Here is a 20431-nt window from a genome sequence, read left to right as displayed (position 1 = left end):
GCAGCAGTAGATGAAGTACCTGGTCCTGCTCGGGTTCGGCGTTGGTGCCGTGCTGGTTTATCTGCTCTCCAGCGCCAGCGCCAATACCGAGCTGTTCGCGCGCAATTTCCCGTATCTGCTGGCGGTAACGGGCGCGCTGGTAGCGGCGTTGCTGGTGCTGGTTGGCTACCAGGTAGTGCAGCTGCGCCGCAAGATCAAACATGGCGTGTTTGGTGCCAAGCTCACCGTGCGGCTGATGCTGGTATTTGGCCTGATGGCGCTGCTGCCGGGCGCGGTGGTGTATGGTGTGTCAGTGCAATTCTTGTCCAAGAGTATCGAATCCTGGTTTGATGTGCGCGTGGACAATGCACTGGGCAGCGGTCTCAACCTGGGGCAGGCGGTGCTCGACAACCTGCAGCGCGAGCTCACCAAAAAGGCCGAATCCATGGCGCTGGCGCTGGCTGACCAGCCACCCGCCGCACACATCCACTTGCTGAACAACCTGCGCGAGCAGTCCGGGGTACAGGAGGCCACCCTGTTCAGCGAGCGGGGCAAAATTATCGCCTTTGCCGGCAACGAGCGCGCCGGGATGCTGCCAATGATTCCCGGCAACACCATTCTGTGGCAGGTACGCCAGCAGCAGCCTTACTCGCGCATCGAATCCATCCCCAATCGGGGCCTGTTTGTGCGCGTGGTGGTGCCGGTCAATCTGCTGTCGTTCACCGAAAATATCCGCGTGTTGCAGCTGATGCAGCCGGTGCCGCCCAAGCTGGCCGAGGACGCCGAAGCAGTGCGCACGGCATATCAGGATTATCAGGAGTTGTCGCTGTCGCGGCTGGGTTTGAAACGCCTGTATGGGCTGACGCTGACGCTGGCCATGCTGCTGGCGCTGCTGGCAACGGTGGCGCTGGCGTTTCTCATCAGCGAACAGATGGCCGCACCGCTGCGCGCCCTGGCCAAGGGCACACGCGCCGTTGCCAAAGGAGATTTCACGCAGATGCATCCGGTGCACAGCCGCGACGAACTGGGCATCCTGACCCAGTCGTTCAACCGCATGACGCGCCAACTGGCCGAAGCACGCAATGCCGCTGAAGTGAGCCGCGAGCAGATCGAAAAATCGCATGCCTATCTGGAAAACATTCTCGCCAACCTGACCTCGGGCGTGGTCGCGTTCGACGAGCAATTGCAGGTGCGCAGCATCAACCCGCTGGCCGAGCAGATACTCGACGTGACGACGGGCACGTTGCGTGGTGTGCAACTATATCAATGGGGTAGCCGGACGCCTGCGCTGGCCGAATTTGCCGGCGCGATTGCCGCACAGTTCAAGCTGCATGGCGACGTCAGCTGGCGCCAGCAGATTGAATACGGTGCGGATGGCAACAAGCGCACTCTGCTGGCGCACGGCACCCATCTGCCGAGCGGGGTGGATAACGGCTATGTACTGGTGTTCGATGACATTACCCATCTTATCAAGGCGCAGCGCGATGCCGCATGGGGCGAGGTGGCGCGGCGTCTGGCGCACGAGATCAAAAATCCGCTGACGCCGATCCAGCTCTCCGCCGAGCGCATCCAGCACAAGTTTGCCGCCAAGCTGGCGCCCGCCGACGCGGAGACCCTCACCCGTTCCACCCAGACCATCGTCAACCAGGTATCGGCGATGAAAGAAATGGTCAACGCCTTTGCCGAATATGCGCGCACGCCAGCCGTGCAGCTGGAGGCGATAGAGCTTAATGCGCTGGTGCGCGAGGTGCTGAGCCTGTATGAACCGGCGCCTGGCATGACGCTTGATCTGGCGACGGATTTGCCGCAGGTATCGGGGGATCGCAAGCTGTTGCGCCAGGTCATCCACAATTTGCTGCAGAATGCCCAGGACGCACTGGCCGATTCACCCGAACCGCATATTGTATTATCTACCGCACAGACCGAAAGCGGCGTCCAGCTAACCATTATGGATAATGGACCGGGGTTTCCGCCTGCGCTCATGGAGCGTCTGTTTGAGCCCTACGCCACCACCAAACCCAAGGGCACCGGTCTGGGGCTGGCTATTGTCAAGAAAATTATCGAGGAACATCACGGCATGATTCGCATCGAGAACATCAGGCCCCACGGGGCCAGCGTGCATATCCGCCTGCCAGTTGCAGCCGTCATGGAGGCGAATGTATGAGCGGGCAGATTCTGGTAGTGGACGACGAGCCGGGTATTCGTGAACTGCTTTCGGAAATTCTTTCCGATGAAGGTTACGACATCAGTCTGGCGGAGAATGCCGGTGCCGCCCGCGCATTGCGCCACAAAGTGCGCCCCGATCTGGTGCTGCTGGATATCTGGATGCCCGATACCGACGGCATTACCCTGCTCAAGGAGTGGGCGGGCAACGGCCAGCTCACCATGCCGGTAGTGATGATGTCCGGCCACGGCACCATTGATACCGCAGTCGAAGCCACGCGCCTGGGCGCGGCGGACTTTCTGGAAAAGCCCATTGCGCTGCATAAATTACTGTCCACCATCAAGCGCGTGCTGAAGCCCGGCGAAGCCCGTGCCCAGCCCAGCATGAGCCTGGCCGGACTGGGGCGCGGCGCACTGATCCAGCACCTGAAAGAACAACTCACGCGTATTGCCAACCTGAAAACCCCGGTGCTGCTGCTGGCCGAGCCGGGCAGCGGGGCGCGCATCTGCGCACGTTTCCTGGTGGCTGCCAACAGCAACTGGGTTGAGCTGGACGATACCGGCCGCCTGGTGGAGGCGCCGCTGGATTTGCTGCAGCAGGCGCGCGATGGGGTGCTGTACATTCCGGAAGTCGCCAACCTTGGCAAACTCGCGCAAAAAGGCCTGGCGCTGGCACTGGAGCGCGCCGAAAAGTACAACGTGCGTGTGGTATGCGTAAGCAGTGAAGACCTGTCGCGCTGTGCGGCCGAGGGTGAATTCGATAGTCGCCTGTATTACGCACTGGGTGCGCTCACCATCCGTGTGCCCAGCCTGCGCGAGCACCGTGAAGACATTCCCGACATCGCCGCCTACATGCTGGCACAGCTGGTGGAAGCCAACCAGCTACCGCCGCGCCGGTTTGGCACCGCCGCGTTGAATGCGCTGCGCAACGCCGACTGGCCGGGTAATCTGCCGCAGCTGGATAACATCGTACACACCCTGGTGATGACCGCTGACGGTGACGAAATCAGCGCCGAAGCCGTGCAGCATGCGCTGCGTCCACTGGCATCGCGCGATACCCTGCCCGCAGCAGTGGAGGTCGCTGCGGAACTGCCGCTGCGCGAGGCGCGCGATGCTTTCGAGCGCAGTTATTTCGAACGCCTGATCGCGCTGGAACAAGGCAACATGAGCCGCGTGGCCGAGCATGCCGGGGTGGAGCGTACCCATCTGTATCGAAAATTAAAACAGCTCGGCATCAAGCTCGGCAAAAAGGCAGGTCTTTGAAAATCATCATTCTCGGTGCCGGACAAGTCGGCGCCACCCTGGCGGAAAACCTGGTATCTGAAGCCAACGACCTGACCATCGTCGATCTCGATGCGGACAAGCTGACCCTGCTGCAAGACCGCCTCGACCTGCGTACCGTGGTAGGTTCCGCTTCACACCCTTCGGTGCTGCGCGCAGCCGGAGCAGAAGACGCCGACATGCTGGTGGCGGTGACGCAGAGCGATGAAACCAACATGCTGGCATGCAAGCTGGCTGAAGCGCTGTTTAATATCCCCACCAAGATCGCGCGCATCCGCGCAGCCGATTATCTCAAGCACCCGCAAATCTTCTCGGCGGAAAATCTGTGCGTGGATTACACCATCAGCCCGGAGCAGGAAATCACCAATTATCTGCGCCGCCTGATTGACTACCCCGATGCATTGCAGGTACTGGATTTCGCTGCCGGCAAAGTGCGGCTGGTCGCGGTGCGCGCCTATCATGGCGGCCCGCTGGTGGGACACGAACTGCGCGACATGCGCAAACACTTGCCGAATCTGGATGCGCGCGTGGCGGCGATTTTCCGGGGTAACCGCGCCATCCTCCCGGAAGGCAGCACGGTGATCGAATCCGGCGACGAAGTATTTTTTATCGCCGCCACCGAAAACATTCGCAGCGTGATGAAAGAAATGCGCCGCCTTGACAAAAAAGTAAGCCGGGTAATGATTGCCGGCGGCGGCAATATTGGTCGCCGTCTCGCCGCCGCACTGGAAAACGACTATCAGGTCAAGCTCATTGACCACAACAAAAACAACAGCGCGCGGCTCGCCGCCGAGCTGCACAACACTCTGATCCTGGTAGGCGACGCCACTGACGAAACCCTGCTCGGCGACGAAAACATCGACGACATGGACGTATTCTGCGCGCTCACCAACGACGATGAGGACAACATCATGGCCTCGCTGCAGGCCAAGCGCATGGGCGCGCGCAAAGTGATTGCGCTGATCAACCGTGCCAGCTACGTGGATCTGGTGCAGGGCGGCCAGATCGACATCGCAGTTTCACCGGCCCAGGCCACCATCGGGCCGCTGCTCGCGCACGTGCGGCGCGGCGATATGGCCGTCGTGCACAGCCTGCGGCGGGGCGCGGCGGAAGCGCTCGAAGCCGTTGTGCATGGCGATGCAAAAACCTCCAGGCTGGTGGGCCGCCGTGTGGATGATGTGAAATGGCCGGAGGGAGTGACCGTCGGCGCCATTATTCGCGGCGAACAAGTCATTATCGCCCACCACGACACCCTGATTGCGGCGCAAGACCACATCATTCTGTTCGTACCCAACAAGAGCATGGTGCACAAGGTGGAAAAGCTGTTCCAGGTCGGTTTCGGATTTTTATAAATGCTGCGCGTTTTCCCCATCCTGAACGTGATCGGCCTGGTCGTGCTGCTGTTCGCCTTCACCATGCTGACGCCGCTGGCGGTTTCGTTTTATTACCAGGACGCCGCCCGCCACGCCTACGACGCAGCCATCCTCATCACCTTTACCGCCGGGTTGATATTGTGGCTTGCCACACACAGCATGCGGCGCGAACTGAAAACCCGCGACGGCTTCCTGCTGGTGGCGCTGGCATGGGCGGTGTTGCCCGCCTTCGCCACGCTGCCACTGCTGTTCTATATGCCTCACCTGTCGTTTACCGATGCCTATTTCGAAACCATGTCAGGCATGACCACCACCGGCGCCACAATACTCTCCGGGCTGGACCAACTGCCACCTTCCATTAACCTGTGGCGGCACTTGCTTAACTGGCTGGGCGGCATGGGTATCATCGTGCTGGCGGTCGCCATCCTGCCGCTGCTGGGCGTGGGCGGACGCCAGCTCTACAAGGCGGAAACGCCGGGGCCGATGAAGGACGCCAGGCTCACCCCGCGCATCGCACAAACCGCCAAATCGCTGTGGCTGGTGTATGCCGGCATTACCCTGGCCTGCATCATCGCGTTGAGAATCGCCGGCATGAGCTGGTTCGACGCGGTTTGCCACGCCTTCGCTGCGATGAGCCTGGGGGGATTTTCCACCCACGATGCCAGCGTCGGCTATTTCGATTCGCCGGCCATTGAAGCAGTTTTGATTTTCTTCATGCTGGTTGCCGCGATGAATTTCGCCACCCACTTCCTCGCCCTGCGCGGGCGTTCGCTGCGCGTCTACCTGCATGACCCGGAAGTGCCCGCTCTGCTCGGCCTCATCGGGGTAAGCTGTATCGGCGTGGCGTTTTATATCTGGCATGCCGGCACCTACGCCAGCTACTGGACGGCGCTGCGCTATGTCAGCTTCAACCTGGTGTCGATCGCCACCGACTGTGGCTTCGCCAATACCGACTATGGTAAATGGCCGATTTTCGCACCGCTGTGGATGCTGCTGCTGAGCTGTGTCAGCGCCAGCTCCGGCTCGACCGGCGGCGGCATCAAGATGATTCGCGTCCTGCTGATGCTCAAGCAGGGCAAGCGCGAACTGGAAAAACAGATCCATTCTGCCGCCCTGCTGCCGATAAAAATCAGGCAAAGCATGATCAGCAACCAGATCGTGTTTGCGGTACAAGCCTTCGTCATGCTGTATGTCACCAGCCTGGTGCTATTGAGCCTGATACTGGTCGCCAGCGGCCTGGATTTCATCTCCGCCTTCACCGCCATCATCGCCTGTATCAACAACGCCGGCCCGGGCTTGAACCAGGTCGGCCCGGCCACCACCTATGCCGTACTCACCGGCTTCCAGACCTGGGTCTGTAGCTTCGCCATGCTGCTTGGCCGACTCGAAATTTTCACCCTGCTGGTATTATTCACACCGGCTTACTGGCGCAAATAACCATGACCACACCGATTATACTGAGCTTCGAAAAAATGCTTGCTGCAGGCAAGGACAACGCCCTGCTGCGCTTCTCGCTGGGCAACGAATATCTCAAGGCCGGCGACCCTGCCAATGCCGCACATCACCTGAAACAGGCCGTGGTGCAGGACCCGAAATACTCCGCCGCCTGGAAATTGCTCGGCCGTGCGCTGGTCGAATCCGGCCACCCTGCCGCAGCGCTGGCCGCCTATCGCGACGGCATTGCCGTCGCCGAAGCCAAGGGCGACAAACAGGCGGCGAAAGAAATGACGGTATTTGCCCACCGCATCGAAAAACAACTCAGCGCAACCGATGAGGGATAACGGCTCCGTAAGGCACGCCATATCCAGGGTGGGTTCAACTTTTCTGGCAGCCTGCAGACAATGCTGCCCGCGCAACACAAAAATGGAGGTGCGGAAATGATCGATGTTTATTACTGGACGACACCGAATGGCCACAAGGTCACGATCTTCCTGGAAGAGTCGGGTGTTCCCTACAGGATTGTGCCGGTGAACATCGGCACGGGCGATCAGTTCCAGCCGGATTTTCTCAGGATCGCGCCCAATAACCGCATCCCGGCGATCATCGACCATGCGCCCGCAGAGGGTGGTACCGCGATCAGCCTGTTCGAGTCCGGTGCCATTCTGCAATATCTCGCGGAGAAGACCGGCAAATTCCTGCCTGCCGATATTCGGGGGCGCACCGAAGTCATGCAATGGCTGTTCTGGCAAATGGCCGGACTCGGCCCGATGGCCGGACAGAATCACCATTTCGCGCAATACGCGCCTGAACACATCCCCTACGCGATAGAGCGCTACGTCAAGGAAACCAATCGTCTCTATGGTGTACTGAACAAGCGCCTGGCCGATCGTGAATTCGTTGCCGGCGCCTATTCTATCGCGGATATGGCGGCCTATCCCTGGGTCGTTCCGTATCAGCGCCAGGGCCAGAAGCTTGACGATTTCCCGCACCTCAAGCGCTGGTTCGAGACAATCCAGGCACGACCGGCCGTGCAACGTGCCTATCAGCTGGCGCAGGAGATCAACGAGCAGCCAGTTGTATCCGATGCCTCGCGCTCGATACTGTTCGACCAGACAGCGGCGGTGGTGCGATGAACAGATGCATGTGCCTGATCGGGCGTGCCGGGACCACCATCCCGAATCGAACAACAGCAATAAGCAGCAAATCAAGGAGGAAACGCCGTGAACGAGATCATTATTCATCACTACCCGGCATCGCCTGTATCCGAAAAGATACGCACCGGAATGGGCCTCAAGAAGCTCGCCTGGCGCTCTGTCGAACACAACCGTCTGCCGGATCGGCCGGAACTGTTCGCCATGACTGGCGGCTACCGCCGCATTCCTGTCATGCAAATCGGTGCTGATATCTATTGTGATACACAGTGCATCCTGCGCGAGCTGGAGCGCCGGGTGCCGAGCCCGACCTTTTTCCCGAATAAAGATGCAGGTCTGCCCTTCGCGCTCTCGCGCTGGAGCGATGGACCGATGTTCGAGCTTGCGTTCCGTGTGGCTTTCGCACCGGTTGTCGACCGCCTGCCACCAGCACTTGTTACGGATCGCACGCGGCTCTATCTGGGTGCGCAGGGTGACCTCAAAAAAGAAGCCGCTGACCTGCCACACACGCTTGCCCAGCTACGCCCTCAGCTCGGCTGGCTGGAAGCGTGCCTGGTGACCGGGCACCATTTTATGCTCGGTAGCGAGCCCGGCATGCCCGACCTGCTCGCCTGGTACCTCGTCTGGTTCGTGCGCGAACGCTATGCGGCGGCACGGGAGTTCCTGGCCGAGTTCCCGATGCTCAACGCCTGGGCGCAGCGCATGCAGGCGATCGGCCATGGTACATCGACGCCCATGACGCCCATTGAAGCATTGGCTATTGCGAAGGCGGCGGAACCCGCAACCGGGGAAAAAACCGATGCGCATGATCCGCAGGGTCTGAAGCCTGGCATGAAAGTCACGATAGTGCCCATCACGCACGGCGGCGACCAGCCCATTGCGGGAACCGTCCGCGCTGTCGATCGCGACACGATCGCCGTATCGCGGGAGCATGCGGATTGCGGGCGGGTCGCCGTGCACTTTCCGCGAGTTGGATACCGCGTGACAATTTGCTGATGCCGGCGCAGCCTTCTCGATCGGGATAAGCGGGACATGCCTTTCGGGAGAAGGCAAACTGAATTAGAATGGCAAGACAGCTGATATATTATTGGTATTGGTTATTGGCTGCATTTTTGTAGGTAGAATGCCATGCCGGATTCTATTTTATGTTATGGGTTTGCTTTTCTTTCTTACTGGAGGTTAAGTTGGACACTTTAAATAGCAAAAAAGTCTCTCGCCGTTCATTCCTGAAAGGTGCCGCTCTTTTGGCAAGTATCGCAGTCGTTCCGGCCATCGTCGCCAGCAAAGAAGCGTCTGCTGCAGCCAAAGCGACTAAGGCGGCCATGCAATATCAGGACCACCCGAAAGGGAAGCTGGAATGCAGTAACTGCATTCAGTTTATACCCGGCAAAAATGCCAAGGCAAAAGGCACTTGCAAGGTGGTGGAAGGTGCAATCAGCCCACAAGGATATTGTATTGCCTACGCACCAAAAGGCTAAGCTTGCCGATTAGCGTCCAATATATCAGCACGCCTTCCCGACCCGCAAAGTGACGAAAAGCCTCGCCAGGCATGTCTTTGTCCTGCCTGTTCTGGCCGCTTGTCGCCGCTGGCAGGTAGCTAAATGGTGTACTGATATACGGATTCTTTAGCGATTCCCCCAAAACATCGGTTGTCGCGCAAACGGCGCATGAGACTGGAACCATAAAACTGCAGTAGGGGGAAGCATATTGTTCAGAAAACCCGTCTTTTTGTGTCTTTAACACGTCCAGGCCTGGGGTTCAAAAACCCATAAATTTGCACCTTGTCTGCCACGCGTGCACGCCCTTATTCCGCATTGAAACCTCCCCGCCGTATCGGCGCACTATTGCCCTGCGCGATCCCAATTACCATGAGCCGTCAGTGCAATCCAGATGGGCCGTTGGGCTGCTTGCACCTATTCAAATTGATATTTCCATTGTTGCAAAACTCAAGGCCGAACTCCTCTTCGGGGCTCTGCCTTTTTCGTCCCGGGGATGTTCGGTTGGATTCCGGGCGCCTCGTTCGCCGGAATTTGTATGCCGTACGCAGAATCCTGGACGGCTGCAGCACATTGCGGAATGCTAGCCAGGTATCCGCGGCGGGTGAGCGCATTGGATTGCCCAGTCCGGATTTCAGCACCCGGCGCAAGTGCTGGTCAAGAACATCCGGCTGCATCGGTTTGACCAGCACTAGGCCGATATCCTCTGAATAGCGCATCACTGGTGCCAGGTGCACCTGGTGCAGTGCCGTGCCGCCGCGCATTGCCAACCTGGCGTCTGGCTTACCGCTCCTCGAAGAAGCGGATGGCGTTTAGCAACTCAGGGAAATTGTAAATAATATAGTCGGGCTTTACGCCCTCTTTTTCCTGTGTCCCCTGGTTTGACTTGAAAAAGACCGTTTTCATCCCGAGTCTCTGCGCCCCATAAACATCGCGGTACATGTCGTTGCCCACAAACACAACCTCTGACGGCTCCATTTTCATGCAGGTCAATGCTGCTGTGAACAGGCGTTCGTCTGGCTTGCGGTACCCGAAGTCTCCCGAGATTATGATCGGGTCGAAATAACCCGATAGCCCGACGGCATTCAGTTCTGGGACTGCGCAGGCGGTCTGACCATCGGAAATTATTGCAAGATGATATTTCGTGTGCAGTTGCCGGATGGTGTCCTCTACGCCGGGATAGAGCTGCAGCCGGAGGCGGGATGCCGCACGGTGCGTCTCGGCAAGAAGTCTCGGGAGCCGTGCAATCTTCTTGGCCGGCAGGCCGCGGGTGAAGTCCGTCGAGTACCGCGTGATGATCTCGCGGAAGATGCCGATGGCATCGAATTCCGGGTGACGCTCACCGGACGCCGCGCGTTGTTCCTTCATTATCTGGAAATAAAGATCCTTAACAACGTTTGGGTCGAGCAATATGCCTTGATATGACAGCAGATTGCTGATGACGCGATACACATCGTCATGCCATTCGTTCGTCTGGATATCCGAAAGTGTTCCGTTGTTATCGAAAATAATGCCTTTGACGATCATTTAAAACCTCCTCAGGCATGCTTTCGCCTCGCGGATCAGGCGCTGGCGGTATTCCGGTTCGATCCAACTATTTCGCGCAATGCGCAGTAGCGTAATTCCCATGTAGAACGGCGTCCTGCCAGTGATCGATTGAAAGGCGCTATCGCGGTTTGGAAAGTGGCAGGCATATTCCCAGAGGAAATGGCCGATGAAAGGATCGGCGGCGTCCTTGTTGCCGGTTGCACGCATGAAGAAATGCTTAAGTTCTCCGGCGATGCGGCCTGTGTCGAAAACGCGATCGGCGCGCTTGGTTCTCTCCAGATCGAACGTGATTACTTGCAGTCCTTTGCCGAACATAAAGTTCTCAGGTGTCGCGTCCCCATGCACAAGTACCTTCTGGTCTTCCCACATCCTCGGCTGATTGCGCCACTGGTCGCGCAGCCAGTACAACTCACGCGCATCGTCTCCTCCGATTGCCCTGATTTCAAGCAGTTTGTTGGTCAAGCGATCCATATAATCGCAGTCTTGGTGGAACTCGACCCCCACGCCTATGGCCGTCCGGTTGTGAAAGGCCGACAGGAAGTATGCGAGTGCGGTTAATTTGTGAAAGAGTTTGCCTTGGTCACCGCCCTGAATCACCTCCAGGATCACTTCGCTGAGCAGTTCTCCCTGGCAGCATTCGGTGACCAGAAGCGCGTTCATCGAATAGTTGCGACCAAGCGGCCTGACGACGTGGTGCTGATCGCCCGCCAGCCCGAAGTCGCGCATCATGCAGAGATTGTCGAATTCGCGCGTCAGGCGCGAGGCAGCCTTTGCTGCGTCCTTCTTTCTTGATGAGAGAAAAAACTTGCCTATGACCTTTGTGCCGGTATTGCGGTCTTCATACAGGTACACATCGTTTGAGCCATTGAGCCTGAATACACGGTACTTCGAGCTGCCCGAGGCAGCGTTGATCTGCGGCTGAATGTCATGCTGGAGATAACCGTGCAGAGGGTCGTGTTCCGACAGGTGCCCAAGATAAATTCTGCTCATTGTTGTTTATATCGAACCGATGATGCGCAGTTCGATGATAGATAATTGTCAAGAATTATTCTGTGCGATGGCGTACATAGATACGGCTGTTCTGGCTGAAAAATTGCGGGGTTGTGGGCGATTGCTCTGGCGGTTTCCATAGGAATTTTACTTGACGCTGGGTTTCACTTTTCTGTGGCAGGTCTTGCCCGGCGGGGGCGCCACCGGCTTGACGCGCGCACCCCTTTGCTATTGGTGTTGATTTTCGGATCCGTTGTTCCTGCGCCAAATTGATGTTGCCGCTGACCTCGGGAAGGGCATCGTCCGTAACGACGATAAAAGTGCGCGTTTGCATCAAGCCACGGATCGCGCCAAAATCGGTCGCCATACAATCGAGCTTGACTTGCTTGTCGCCGGACAGCCCGGTGATGATTACATTGCCGATATTTAAGCCCATTTCCTCGAGCAGGAGTTTGCTGACAGTGCCTTGCTTGATCCAAACGGCGGCGTCTCCTCTTGGCCGGTTGGCGATGGCAAGTGCCACTACCCTTCTCGGGAAAATCCGCCAACCGCTCGTGTAACGGGTGGCGAAAATCCCCTTTAGCCGGATAACTATCGCTTTATACACAAAATAACAGGTGGTCAATGCTGGATAAAAATGTCCCTTGGCGTAATGTCATAGGGGCACTTTTTGAGACAGCATATCGTTGCAGTTTGCTGGGAAGAATAACTTTGCATTTACTGCAATTTTATGGTTCCAGTCTCATTAAGGATTTCTTTGGACTATCTGATGGTGGAGACGAGGAGGATCGAACTCCCGACCTTCGCATTGCGAACGCGACGCTCTCCCAGCTGAGCTACGTCCCCACATTTGAAAAACTGAAAACAGATTCTACACGCAAATTTTTCGCCCGCCGGATGCAGCCTCCAAGCTGCGGCGACGAGCAGTTGCGATTCTAGCAGCTCCCTGAATATTTTTCTTTACCTGCCCTTCAATACCTGCCAAGTGCAAAAATAAACCCGCAGCGACTGGAAATGCTGTATTCTTGTCCGCGTTCTATAGAATTCAAGCTCCAAATTGCGGTACTTTGAAGTTGGCCCTGTTTTTTTCTTGATTCGATAGACCACGGGCAACCGCCCAAACGACTTATGAGTTAGGAAAATAAAATGGCATTAGGTACTGTTAAATGGTTCAACGACGCTAAAGGTTTTGGATTCATTACCCCCGATGATGGCGGCGATGATCTGTTCGCACACTTTTCAGCAATCCAGGCGGGCGGTTTCAAAACGTTGCAAGAGAATCAGCGCGTGACCTTCGATGTCACAACCGGACCCAAGGGCAAACAGGCCTCGAACATCCAGGCAGGTTAAGCTTCGCTGAGAACCATAAAAACCCCCGCATGTCGGGGGTTTTTTGTTGCTGTATGCGGCGCTGCTTTTTTAATATCGAAGGGCAAACCCAACGCTTACGAAGCTTCCAGCGCCGGTTGCGACAGCCTGCGCGCGCCAGCCGCCAGCCCACCGCGTTCATTCAGGCCGGCCGAAGTCAAAAATGTTTGCATCGCCTTGCGTGCGCGGTGCACGCGCACCCAGACATTGGCTTCGCTGATAGCAAAGCGCCGCGATATGGCACGCGCAGATTCGCCCTCGATTTCTCTGGCGAAAAATACCGCCGAGATGCCTTCCGGCATGGCTTGCAGGGCCTGATCCACACCTCTTAGCAACTGCCGCAACTCGATGGCTTTTTGCGGGTTGGGTAGCAGGCTGTCGGCAACTTGGTGCAGGCTGAATGCGGCGGGGTCGTGTTCCAGCAGGTTGTCACCGGCTTCGTCTTGCAGGCACAGGTGGCGCCCGCGTTCACGAAAGGCATCCAGCATTTTGTGTTTGAGTATGCCGGTGAGCCACACGCGGTAGGTGGAGCGGGCAACATAGTCGCTGGCGCTCTGCAGCGCGGCGAGCAGGGTTTCCTGCACCAGGTCGTCGGCCAGATGCGCGTCACGCACGTGTTTGAGTGCAAAACCATAAAGATAAGCGCGATGGCCGGCGGCCTGGTGCGCGCTGGCATGGGCTTGGCTGTGTTGCATGGTACGCCTCCGCTTGCTTTGAGTGACAGCCTGCAGTTTGCTGGCTGATAATCTCGGCTGCGTTGCGCGAACATATCGTTTCGATAACAAATATTGTGAATCCGGTGTCAGGTTGGACGCACACACAAGACTAAGGGGCATGGATATGCTCAATGATTGCCGCACCCTGGTGGTGGAGGACACTGCAGAAATTGCCGATCTGATCCGTCTGCATCTGGAGGATTTGGGCTTGCAGGTGACGTGTGCAGCAGATGGAATCGCCGGGCTGGAGCTGGCGCGCAGTGGCATGTTTGACTTGATCGTGCTGGATTTGATGTTGCCTGAGCTGAACGGTCTGGAGGTGTGCCGCGCGCTGCGTGCGGATACCCGGCATTACACGCCGATTTTGATGCTGACCGCCAAGGCCAGTGAAATTGATCGCGTAGTGGGGCTGGAACTCGGGGCAGATGATTATCTGGGCAAGCCGTTCAGCATCCCGGAATTGCAGGCACGCGCCAAGGCGCTGCTGCGCCGTTCGGAAAAAATGCGTGGCACGGTGACGCCGGATGATAAGTCGCTGGTGCGCGCAGGCAATCTGGAGATAGATACGCTGCGCCACGAAGTGCGGCTGTCCGGCAAGCCCATCGCGCTGACCGCCAAGGAGTTCGATCTGCTGTTGTTTCTGGCGCACCATCCTGGCCGGGTCTATTCGCGCGCGCAGCTGCTGGATGCGGTTTGGGGCACCACGCTGGAATCTTACGAGCACAATGTGAATACCCACATCAACCGGCTGCGCGCCAAGGTCGAAGCCGACCCGGCCAATCCGCAATACGTTCTTACCATACGCGGTGTCGGTTACCGCTTCGCGGACACCTGATGCGGCTGCTTGCAGACAGCCTGCGTGCACGCATTACCATCCTGGTCATCGGATTTTGCGTGCTTATCGCGGCGATTTTCACCCTGGCGGTGCATTTTGCCCACAGTGCCTACAACGACGAACTGCGCCAGCAGCAGGGCTTGCAGTTCACCCGTAACGTGGCGTGGATGTACCCGGAGCTGGGAAAACTAGAGCACATCCGGCGCGAGCAGATTGAAACCCGGTTTGAGCAGATGTTGTTGCTGGAGCCATCCAGCGCGCTGTATCTGATCGACAACCAGGGCCGGGTGCGCGTCGGCTATTCCAAGCAGCGCTCGATAGGCGGCAGCAGCCATGTCGCCCTGGCCCCCATCCGGCAGTTGTTGGATAACCCCGGCGGAAAAATCGTGTATGGCAGCGACCCGGATTTCCCGGGCATGAAATGCCTGTTTGCTGCCACGCCGATTTATGACGGCAAGGTGCAATCCGGTTACCTCTACATGCTGATGCGACCGCCGGAAACCAATCCCGGCCAACTACTGGCCTCCAGCTATGCCAACCGCACGGCGCTGCTGGTCGCCTTCGGCGCGAGTATCCTCAGCGCCTTGTTTGTGCTGGTGGTGATGGCGCAGATCACGCGCCCCCTGCGCCGCCTGGCTAGCGCAGCCGACCAGGTGCGCGCAGCAGGGATCGAGGATATTCCCGATCCCGCCAGCTTCCCGCATCAGGATCGGCGTGATGAAATCGGCCATCTGTCACGCGCCTTCCGTGACATGGTGCAGCGCCTGCATGAACAGGTGCAGCGGGTGCGGCGCATGGATGCCACCCGGCGCGACTGGGTGGCGAGCATTTCGCATGATCTGCGCACGCCGCTCACCTCGCTTACCGGTCATCTGGAAACGGTTATCCTGCGCGGCGAGCGTCTGGACAAAGCGGAACGCGAACGCTTTCTTCAGGTCGCATTGAAAAATGCCCAGCACCTGGATCGTTTGTCCGCGTCCCTGTTTGATTTTGCCCGGCTCGACAGCGACGCCATGCGCCTGGAAAAAGTCCCCACCCACCTCGGTGAGCTGATTGACGACATCGCCCAGCGCTTTGCCCCTGCCGCAGAAACACGCGGAGTGCACATTGACAGCAGCTACCCGGATGTTCTGCCGCTGGCGGAAGTGGACGCCGCACTGATCGAGCGCGCCATTGCCAACCTGATGGAAAACGCGCTGCGCTACACCCCCACCGGCGGCACTATCTGCCTCACTGCCCAGCCCCGGGACGGTGGCATCGCGCTGATTCTGACGGATACCGGCGCGGGGATTGCTGCAGCCGACATTGCCAGGGTGTTCGAGCGTTTTTTCCAGGGCAGCCAGCAACGCGAAGGCCGTGGTCATGCCGGGCTGGGCTTGGCCATCGTCAAGCGTGTGGCGGAGCTGCACCAGGGCCATGTACGGGTGAGCAACCGGACGGAAGGTGGAGCGTGCTTTACGCTCTGGTTACCCTTGAACGAGGCGGAATAGTGCGAATGCCATCATGCGCCTTGTGGCGGTAACGGCTGGCTTGGGCCGCCAGCACTATTTCGATTCGCGCACCCCGTCCATGATTGCCAGCAAGCCGGGGGCAGGAAAAAATGCTTCCAGCATGCGCGGATGGCTCGCCACCAGTATGGCCTGGTCGCCTTCCGCAAAAATGGTGATGTTCAGTGGCAGGAACGGGATGAGTTCCGGGAACTGGTTATCCGTGCGTTCCATGAGCAGGCCCTCCGCCATGGCAGCGCGCTCAAAAACAGCGTCAGGCCGACCCCTATCCACTGCATCAGCTTGTTCATAACGTCGCCTCCTCCATGATGGTGGTGTAGCTTTTTCTCATCTGCCCACACAGGCGGTTAAGCTCGGAATTGTTGAACAGCTTGCTCAGTACTTCCGGATTCACCGACATCACCTGTACCTTGCCATGGTGCTCGACGATGGTGATGCGGCACGGCAGGAACATGCCCACGCGCGGATCGATGCCCAGCGCCTGATTGAGCAGGCTGATGTTGCAAAAATAGACGATGACCTGCCTGGGGTTTTCCTTGTCCGGCGTGGTCAGTCCATAGTCCAGCGTCTGCACCCGGCCGTAGAAAAAATTGTTGTTGCTGACCGCCTGCTTTACATTTTCCACCGTGGTTTTCAGGTCATAAGGCGAGTCGCGCACAATGACCGGATTCTCCACTTGCAATAGCTTCGCGCTTTCCGCCAACGGCTGTTTTTCGAAGCTGCGTACATAGCTGACGATATCGTTGATGTCGCGTTCCTGCAGTCCGCGCTTGCTGAAGGAAACCATCGGCGTGCCTTCCCGGCCCTGCATCAGCGTGGCCTTGATCATGGCATCGGTGGCCGAGGCAAGGAAACCGGGGTTATGCAGTGCGGGCGCCATGACCGGCAAATCGCGCGGACGTGAAAATGTAACGCCAGTGCCCCTGCCGCCTTCACCGCTGGCGCCGTGGCATGCCGCACAGTATTGCGTGAACAGTTGCTTGCCATGCACTGCATTGCCCTGGATCGGCTGCGTGGAATAGGTGACGGCCGGTCCCTTGTTCCAGGCGCGCACGTAGCTGACGATGGCCTCGATCTCGTCCGGTTTCAAATTGCCAAACGCCGGCATCACTCTGCCGGGCCGCCCCGGGTTAGCACAAACCCGACTGGAATTTGCCTCGCTGAGGAACCGGCAGGCTGATTTTGCGCCGCATGATTTCCGGATCAGGATGCGACATCAGCGCCGCTGCAACCGCTTATCCGGACAAGGCGCTGTCGCACCCTGTTTGTCACTCCACCGTCACCGATTTCGCCAGATTCCTCGGCTTGTCCACGTCGGTGCCTTTTTGCAGGGCAGCATGGTAAGACAGCATTTGCAGCGGGATGGTGTGCAGGATGGGCGACAGCGGCCCGGCGTGGTCGGCCAGTTGCAGCACGTGGATGCCCTCGCTGGGGACGATATGGGTGTCGGCATCGGCAAACACGTAGAGTTCGCCGCCGCGGGCGCGCACTTCCTGCAGGTTGGATTTGAGCTTTTCCAGCAGGATGTCGTTGGGGGCGATGGCCACTACGGGCATGTCCTTGTCCACCAGTGCCAGGGGGCCGTGCTTGAGCTCGCCCGCCGGGTAGGCTTCGGCGTGGATGTAGGAGATTTCCTTGAGCTTCAACGCGCCTTCCATGGCAATCGGGTAGTGCATGCCGCGTCCCAGGAACAGCGCGTGCTGCTTGTCGGCGAAGCGTTCCGCCCAGCGTTCCACTTCGGGTTCCAGCGCCAGCACTTGCTGCACCTTGCCAGGCAGCTGGCGCAGTGCTTGAATGTGCGCGACCTCGGCAGCCGGGGTCAGGCGCCCGCGCTGTTTGGCGAGCAGCAGCGTGAGCAGGAACAACGCGGCCAGCTGGGTGGTGAACGCCTTGGTGGAGGCTACACCGATTTCGGGACCGGCACGGGTCAGGAAGCGCAGTCTGGACTGGCGTACCAGCGCCGATTCCGGCACGTTGCAGATCGACAGGGTGTGCTGGTGGCCGAGTGTTTTGGCGTGGTTGAGGGCGGCCAGGGTGTCGGCAGTCTCTCCCGATTGCGACAGGGTGATGAGCAGCGCATCGGGATTGGCGACGCTGTCGCGGTAGCGGTATTCGCTGGCGATTTCGGCACGGCATGGGATGCCGGCCAGCGCTTCGATCCAGTAGCTGGCGACCTTGCCGGCGTGGAAGCTGGTGCCGCAGGCGAGGATGGTGACGGCGTTGATGCAGCCGAACACCTCGCCGGCCTCAACGCCGAACAGTTCGGGCAGCAGGCTTTCCCCGGCCACGGCGTCGTGCAGGGTGTCGGCCAGCGCGCGCGGCTGTTCGTGGATTTCCTTCTGCATGAAGTGGCGGTAATTGCCCAGTTCGGCCATCTCCGAAGACTGCTCGGAGATGTGCGCGGCACGCTCTGCCAGGTTGCCGCCGGCATCATAAATGCGGATGTTGAGCAGGCCGATGTCGGCCACGTCGCCTTCTTCCAGATAAATCACTTTCTGCGTGACCGGCAACAGCGCGGAGATGTCCGAAGCGATGAAATTTTCTTCTATGCCCAAGCCAATCAGCAGCGGGCTGCCGCGGCGCGCGCACACCAGCTGGTGCGGTGCATCGCGCGCCACCACACCTATGGCATAGGCGCCATGCAGTTCGGCGACGGCACGGCGCACCGCGCTGAGCAGGTTTTTGTCGGCGTGATAGTAATGGTGGACGAGATGGACGATGACTTCGGTATCGGTTTCCGAGGTGAACGCATAGCCCAGTTCGCGCAGGCGGCTGCGCAACGCCTCGTGGTTTTCGATGATGCCGTTGTGCACCACCGCCAGGTCATCGCGGCTGATATGGGGGTGGGCGTTGAGCTCGGTGGGGGCACCGTGGGTGGCCCAGCGCGTATGGGCGATGCCGAGGTGACCGTGGATCTTTTGCACTTGCGCAGCCTCAGCCAGCGAGGCGACGCGCCCGATGCTGCGTACCCGGCTCAGGCCGCCATTGACGGTAACCAGCCCGGCAGAGTCATAGCCGCGATATTCCAGCCGGCGCAGGCCTTCGAGCAGGATGGGAACGACATTGCGTTGCGCCACGGCGCCGACGATGCCACACATAATGGTTTCCTCCTATGCTTTCGGTTTTTTAACCGGGCGTTGCCAGCCGGTAATGCTCGATTGCTTGCTGCGCGACAGAGTGAGTTCGCCTGCCGGTGCATCCCTGGTAATCGTCGAGCCCGCGCCTATCGTCGCCCCCCGGCCTACGGTCACCGGCGCCACCAGCTGCGTATCCGAGCCGATAAACACGTCGTCCTCGATCACCGTGCGGTGCTTGTCGGCACCGTCGTAATTGCAGGTGATGGTGCCTGCGCCGATATTCACTTTTTTGCCCACCGTGCTGTCGCCGACATAAGACAGGTGGTTGATTTTGGAGCCATCGTCCACCTGGCTGTTCTTGATCTCGACAAAATTGCCGATATGCACATCAGCCGCCAGCACCGTGCCGGGTCGAATGCGCGCGTAGGGGCCGATGTGGTTATGGCTGCCTAATGTGGCTTCCACGATGTGCGAGAACGGCGCAATTTGCGTGCCTTTGCCGACGCGCGCATCGCGCAAGACACAGTTGGCGCCCACACTCACGCCGTCTTCCAGCTCGACCCGGCCTTCAAATACGCAGTTCACGTCGATGCTCACATCGCGCCCGCACAGCAGCATGCCGCGCACGTCCAGGCGCGCCGGATCGAGCAGGGTCACGCCTTGTTCCAGCAAAGTGTGTGCCACATTGGCCTGATGCAGGCGTTCCAGTTGTGCCAGCTGCACCTTGCTGTTCACGCCGAGAATCTCCCATGCATGGCGCGGGCTGCATGTGCGCACCGGCACGCCGTCGGCCACGGCCATGCCGATGATGTCGGTGAGATAGTACTCGCCCTGGGTGTTGCCGTTGGTCAGCCGTGCCAGCCAGCCGGCGAGCAGCTGCGTGGGCAGCGCCATCAGGCCGGTATTGACTTCGTGTATTGCACGAACGCCGGCATCGGCGTCCTTGTGCTCGACAATGCGCACGACTGCGCCGCTGCCGTCGCGCACGATGCGGCCATAGCCGCTGGGGTCGGGCAGCTCGATGGTGAGCAGCGCGAGGCTGTCCTGTGCGGCAAGCGCGGACAGTTCGCGCATGGTTTCCAGCGTGGTGAGCGGCACGTCGCCATACAGGATCAGGGTCACGCCGGAGCCACCCAGATGCGGCAGCGCCTGCATGACCGCGTGGCCGGTACCGTGCTGTTCAGCCTGCAGCGCCCAGGCGATGTTGGGGTCGGCGATGGCATGCGGCACCGCATCGCCGCCGTAGCCATACACCACGCAGGTTTGTACCGGGTCGAGGCGGCGCGCAGTGTCCAGCACGTGTGCGAGCAGCGGTTTTCCGGCCAGCGGATGCAGCACCTTGGGCAGGGTGGATGCCATGCGTGTGCCGCGCCCGGCGGCCAGCACGACAATATTGAACGGAGCGGTCATTGTTCTCACGGATCAGGATTTCGCGCAAGTATACCCAATTGCTGTTATGGGCGAATCAACCTTAAAAACTTGGTTCAAAACCACGGAGTTCAGGGA

General features: G+C 59.1%; 20 protein-coding genes and 1 tRNA gene. 11 read left to right on the top strand and 10 right to left on the bottom strand.

Annotated features, from left to right (window positions below; translation table 11 throughout):
* Nucleotides 1-10: 10 nt before the first annotated feature.
* The 8 genes from GZH91_RS00715 (at nt 11) to GZH91_RS00680 (ending at nt 8865) form a co-directional block, all read left to right on the top strand.
* Nucleotides 11-2143 (top strand): sensor histidine kinase, encoded by a 2133-nt coding sequence (locus GZH91_RS00715; RefSeq protein WP_147069761.1) that lies wholly within the window; start codon nt 11-13, stop codon nt 2141-2143.
* Nucleotides 2140-3405, top strand: a complete 1266-nt coding sequence (locus GZH91_RS00710) for a sigma-54-dependent transcriptional regulator (protein ID WP_147069760.1) — start codon at nt 2140-2142, stop codon at nt 3403-3405. Before GZH91_RS00715 ends, GZH91_RS00710 begins: the two co-directional genes overlap by 4 nt.
* Nucleotides 3402-4775: a Trk system potassium transporter TrkA gene (gene trkA / locus GZH91_RS00705; protein WP_147069758.1), complete on the top strand. Its 1374-nt coding sequence runs from the start codon at nt 3402-3404 to the stop codon at nt 4773-4775. Before GZH91_RS00710 ends, trkA begins: the two co-directional genes overlap by 4 nt.
* Entirely contained in the window at nt 4776-6233 is a 1458-nt protein-coding gene (locus tag GZH91_RS00700; RefSeq protein ID WP_147069756.1) for a TrkH family potassium uptake protein, read from the top strand. It abuts the gene before it with no gap.
* A gap of 2 nt (nt 6234-6235) precedes the next feature.
* Nucleotides 6236-6577, top strand: a complete 342-nt coding sequence (locus tag GZH91_RS00695) for a tetratricopeptide repeat protein (RefSeq protein WP_147069755.1) — start codon at nt 6236-6238, stop codon at nt 6575-6577.
* Nucleotides 6578-6673: 96 nt separating this feature from the next.
* Nucleotides 6674-7369 carry a glutathione binding-like protein gene (locus GZH91_RS00690; protein WP_147069753.1) on the top strand — a complete coding sequence of 232 codons (696 nt, stop codon included), beginning with the start codon at nt 6674-6676 and terminating at the stop codon, nt 7367-7369.
* Nucleotides 7370-7456: 87 nt separating this feature from the next.
* Nucleotides 7457-8383 carry a glutathione S-transferase family protein gene (locus GZH91_RS00685; protein ID WP_198415351.1) on the top strand — a complete coding sequence of 309 codons (927 nt, stop codon included), beginning with the start codon at nt 7457-7459 and terminating at the stop codon, nt 8381-8383.
* Between the two features lie 188 nt (nt 8384-8571).
* Nucleotides 8572-8865 (top strand): twin-arginine translocation signal domain-containing protein, encoded by a 294-nt coding sequence (locus GZH91_RS00680; RefSeq protein WP_198415350.1) that lies wholly within the window; start codon nt 8572-8574, stop codon nt 8863-8865.
* Between the two features lie 398 nt (nt 8866-9263).
* Here the strand turns inward: GZH91_RS00680 and GZH91_RS18345 are convergent, their stop codons facing one another.
* The 5 genes from GZH91_RS18345 to GZH91_RS00655 form a co-directional block, all read right to left on the bottom strand.
* A complete protein-coding gene (locus tag GZH91_RS18345) occupies nt 9264-9653 on the bottom strand; it encodes a hypothetical protein (protein WP_371860349.1) in 390 nt (129 codons plus the stop codon).
* A 13-nt stretch (nt 9654-9666) separates the two neighbouring features.
* Nucleotides 9667-10410 (bottom strand): HAD family hydrolase, encoded by a 744-nt coding sequence (locus tag GZH91_RS00670; RefSeq protein WP_147069748.1) that lies wholly within the window; start codon nt 10408-10410, stop codon nt 9667-9669.
* Nucleotides 10411-11421 (bottom strand): phosphotransferase, encoded by a 1011-nt coding sequence (locus GZH91_RS00665; RefSeq protein ID WP_147069747.1) that lies wholly within the window; start codon nt 11419-11421, stop codon nt 10411-10413.
* A 55-nt stretch (nt 11422-11476) separates the two neighbouring features.
* Nucleotides 11477-11944, bottom strand: coding sequence for a hypothetical protein (locus GZH91_RS00660; protein ID WP_161984126.1), 468 nt, complete (start codon nt 11942-11944; stop codon nt 11477-11479).
* Between the two features lie 247 nt (nt 11945-12191).
* A tRNA-Ala gene (locus tag GZH91_RS00655) sits at nt 12192-12267 on the bottom strand.
* 300 nt (nt 12268-12567) lie between these two features.
* Here GZH91_RS00655 and GZH91_RS00650 point away from each other — a divergent pair.
* On the top strand, nt 12568-12771 hold the full coding sequence (locus GZH91_RS00650) for a cold-shock protein (RefSeq protein WP_147069745.1): 204 nt from the start codon (nt 12568-12570) through the stop codon (nt 12769-12771).
* Nucleotides 12772-12866: 95 nt separating this feature from the next.
* On the opposite strand, the gene GZH91_RS00645 is transcribed toward GZH91_RS00650, so the two are convergent.
* On the bottom strand, nt 12867-13484 hold the full coding sequence (locus tag GZH91_RS00645; protein WP_161984125.1) for an RNA polymerase sigma factor: 618 nt from the start codon (nt 13482-13484) through the stop codon (nt 12867-12869).
* A 139-nt stretch (nt 13485-13623) separates the two neighbouring features.
* Between GZH91_RS00645 and GZH91_RS00640 the strand changes: the two genes are divergently transcribed.
* Both GZH91_RS00640 and GZH91_RS00635 read left to right on the top strand, forming a co-directional pair.
* A complete protein-coding gene (locus GZH91_RS00640) occupies nt 13624-14340 on the top strand; it encodes a response regulator transcription factor (protein WP_198415349.1) in 717 nt (238 codons plus the stop codon).
* Entirely contained in the window at nt 14340-15830 is a 1491-nt protein-coding gene (locus tag GZH91_RS00635; RefSeq protein WP_147069740.1) for a sensor histidine kinase, read from the top strand. Before GZH91_RS00640 ends, GZH91_RS00635 begins: the two co-directional genes overlap by 1 nt.
* 54 nt (nt 15831-15884) lie before the next feature.
* Here GZH91_RS00635 and GZH91_RS00630 read toward each other — a convergent pair whose 3' ends face one another.
* From GZH91_RS00630 to glmU, 4 genes are all read right to left on the bottom strand, one after another.
* Nucleotides 15885-16061 carry a hypothetical protein gene (locus GZH91_RS00630; protein ID WP_223264440.1) on the bottom strand — a complete coding sequence of 59 codons (177 nt, stop codon included), beginning with the start codon at nt 16059-16061 and terminating at the stop codon, nt 15885-15887.
* Between the two features lie 73 nt (nt 16062-16134).
* Nucleotides 16135-16956 carry a c-type cytochrome gene (locus tag GZH91_RS00625; protein ID WP_147069738.1) on the bottom strand — a complete coding sequence of 274 codons (822 nt, stop codon included), beginning with the start codon at nt 16954-16956 and terminating at the stop codon, nt 16135-16137.
* 160 nt (nt 16957-17116) lie between these two features.
* A complete protein-coding gene (gene glmS / locus GZH91_RS00620; protein ID WP_147069736.1) occupies nt 17117-18946 on the bottom strand; it encodes a glutamine--fructose-6-phosphate transaminase (isomerizing) in 1830 nt (609 codons plus the stop codon).
* Nucleotides 18947-18958: 12 nt separating this feature from the next.
* Complete coding sequence (gene glmU, locus GZH91_RS00615; protein ID WP_147069928.1) at nt 18959-20335, bottom strand: bifunctional UDP-N-acetylglucosamine diphosphorylase/glucosamine-1-phosphate N-acetyltransferase GlmU; 1377 nt, start codon at nt 20333-20335, stop codon at nt 18959-18961.
* Nucleotides 20336-20431 lie beyond the last annotated feature (96 nt).

This window comes from Sulfuriferula plumbiphila (genome assembly GCF_009938015.1).
GTDB classification, from domain to species: domain Bacteria; phylum Pseudomonadota; class Gammaproteobacteria; order Burkholderiales; family Sulfuriferulaceae; genus Sulfuriferula; species Sulfuriferula plumbiphila.
The sequence above is the reverse complement of the archived record's forward strand: the minus strand, read 5'-3'. Positions and strand labels throughout refer to the sequence as shown.

Bases quoted from the DNA above. Each gene is read 5' to 3' on its own strand.
- GZH91_RS00715 (WP_147069761.1), top strand. From the start codon at position 11: ATGAAGTACCTGGTCCTGCTCGGGTTCGGCGTTGGTGCCGTGCTGGTT.
- GZH91_RS00710 (WP_147069760.1), top strand. From the start codon at position 2,140: ATGAGCGGGCAGATTCTGGTAGTGGACGACGAGCCGGGTATTCGTGAA.
- GZH91_RS00700 (WP_147069756.1), top strand. From the start codon at position 4,776: ATGCTGCGCGTTTTCCCCATCCTGAACGTGATCGGCCTGGTCGTGCTG.
- GZH91_RS00695 (WP_147069755.1), top strand. From the start codon at position 6,236: ATGACCACACCGATTATACTGAGCTTCGAAAAAATGCTTGCTGCAGGC.
- GZH91_RS00690 (WP_147069753.1), top strand. From the start codon at position 6,674: ATGATCGATGTTTATTACTGGACGACACCGAATGGCCACAAGGTCACG.
- GZH91_RS00670 (WP_147069748.1), bottom strand. From the start codon at position 10,410: ATGATCGTCAAAGGCATTATTTTCGATAACAACGGAACACTTTCGGAT.
- GZH91_RS00665 (WP_147069747.1), bottom strand. From the start codon at position 11,421: ATGAGCAGAATTTATCTTGGGCACCTGTCGGAACACGACCCTCTGCAC.
- GZH91_RS00650 (WP_147069745.1), top strand. From the start codon at position 12,568: ATGGCATTAGGTACTGTTAAATGGTTCAACGACGCTAAAGGTTTTGGA.
- GZH91_RS00645 (WP_161984125.1), bottom strand. From the start codon at position 13,484: ATGCAACACAGCCAAGCCCATGCCAGCGCGCACCAGGCCGCCGGCCAT.
- GZH91_RS00640 (WP_198415349.1), top strand. From the start codon at position 13,624: ATGGATATGCTCAATGATTGCCGCACCCTGGTGGTGGAGGACACTGCA.
- GZH91_RS00635 (WP_147069740.1), top strand. From the start codon at position 14,340: ATGCGGCTGCTTGCAGACAGCCTGCGTGCACGCATTACCATCCTGGTC.
- GZH91_RS00630 (WP_223264440.1), bottom strand. From the start codon at position 16,061: ATGGAACGCACGGATAACCAGTTCCCGGAACTCATCCCGTTCCTGCCA.
- GZH91_RS00625 (WP_147069738.1), bottom strand. From the start codon at position 16,956: ATGCCGGCGTTTGGCAATTTGAAACCGGACGAGATCGAGGCCATCGTC.
- glmS (WP_147069736.1), bottom strand. From the start codon at position 18,946: ATGTGTGGCATCGTCGGCGCCGTGGCGCAACGCAATGTCGTTCCCATC.
- glmU (WP_147069928.1), bottom strand. From the start codon at position 20,335: ATGACCGCTCCGTTCAATATTGTCGTGCTGGCCGCCGGGCGCGGCACA.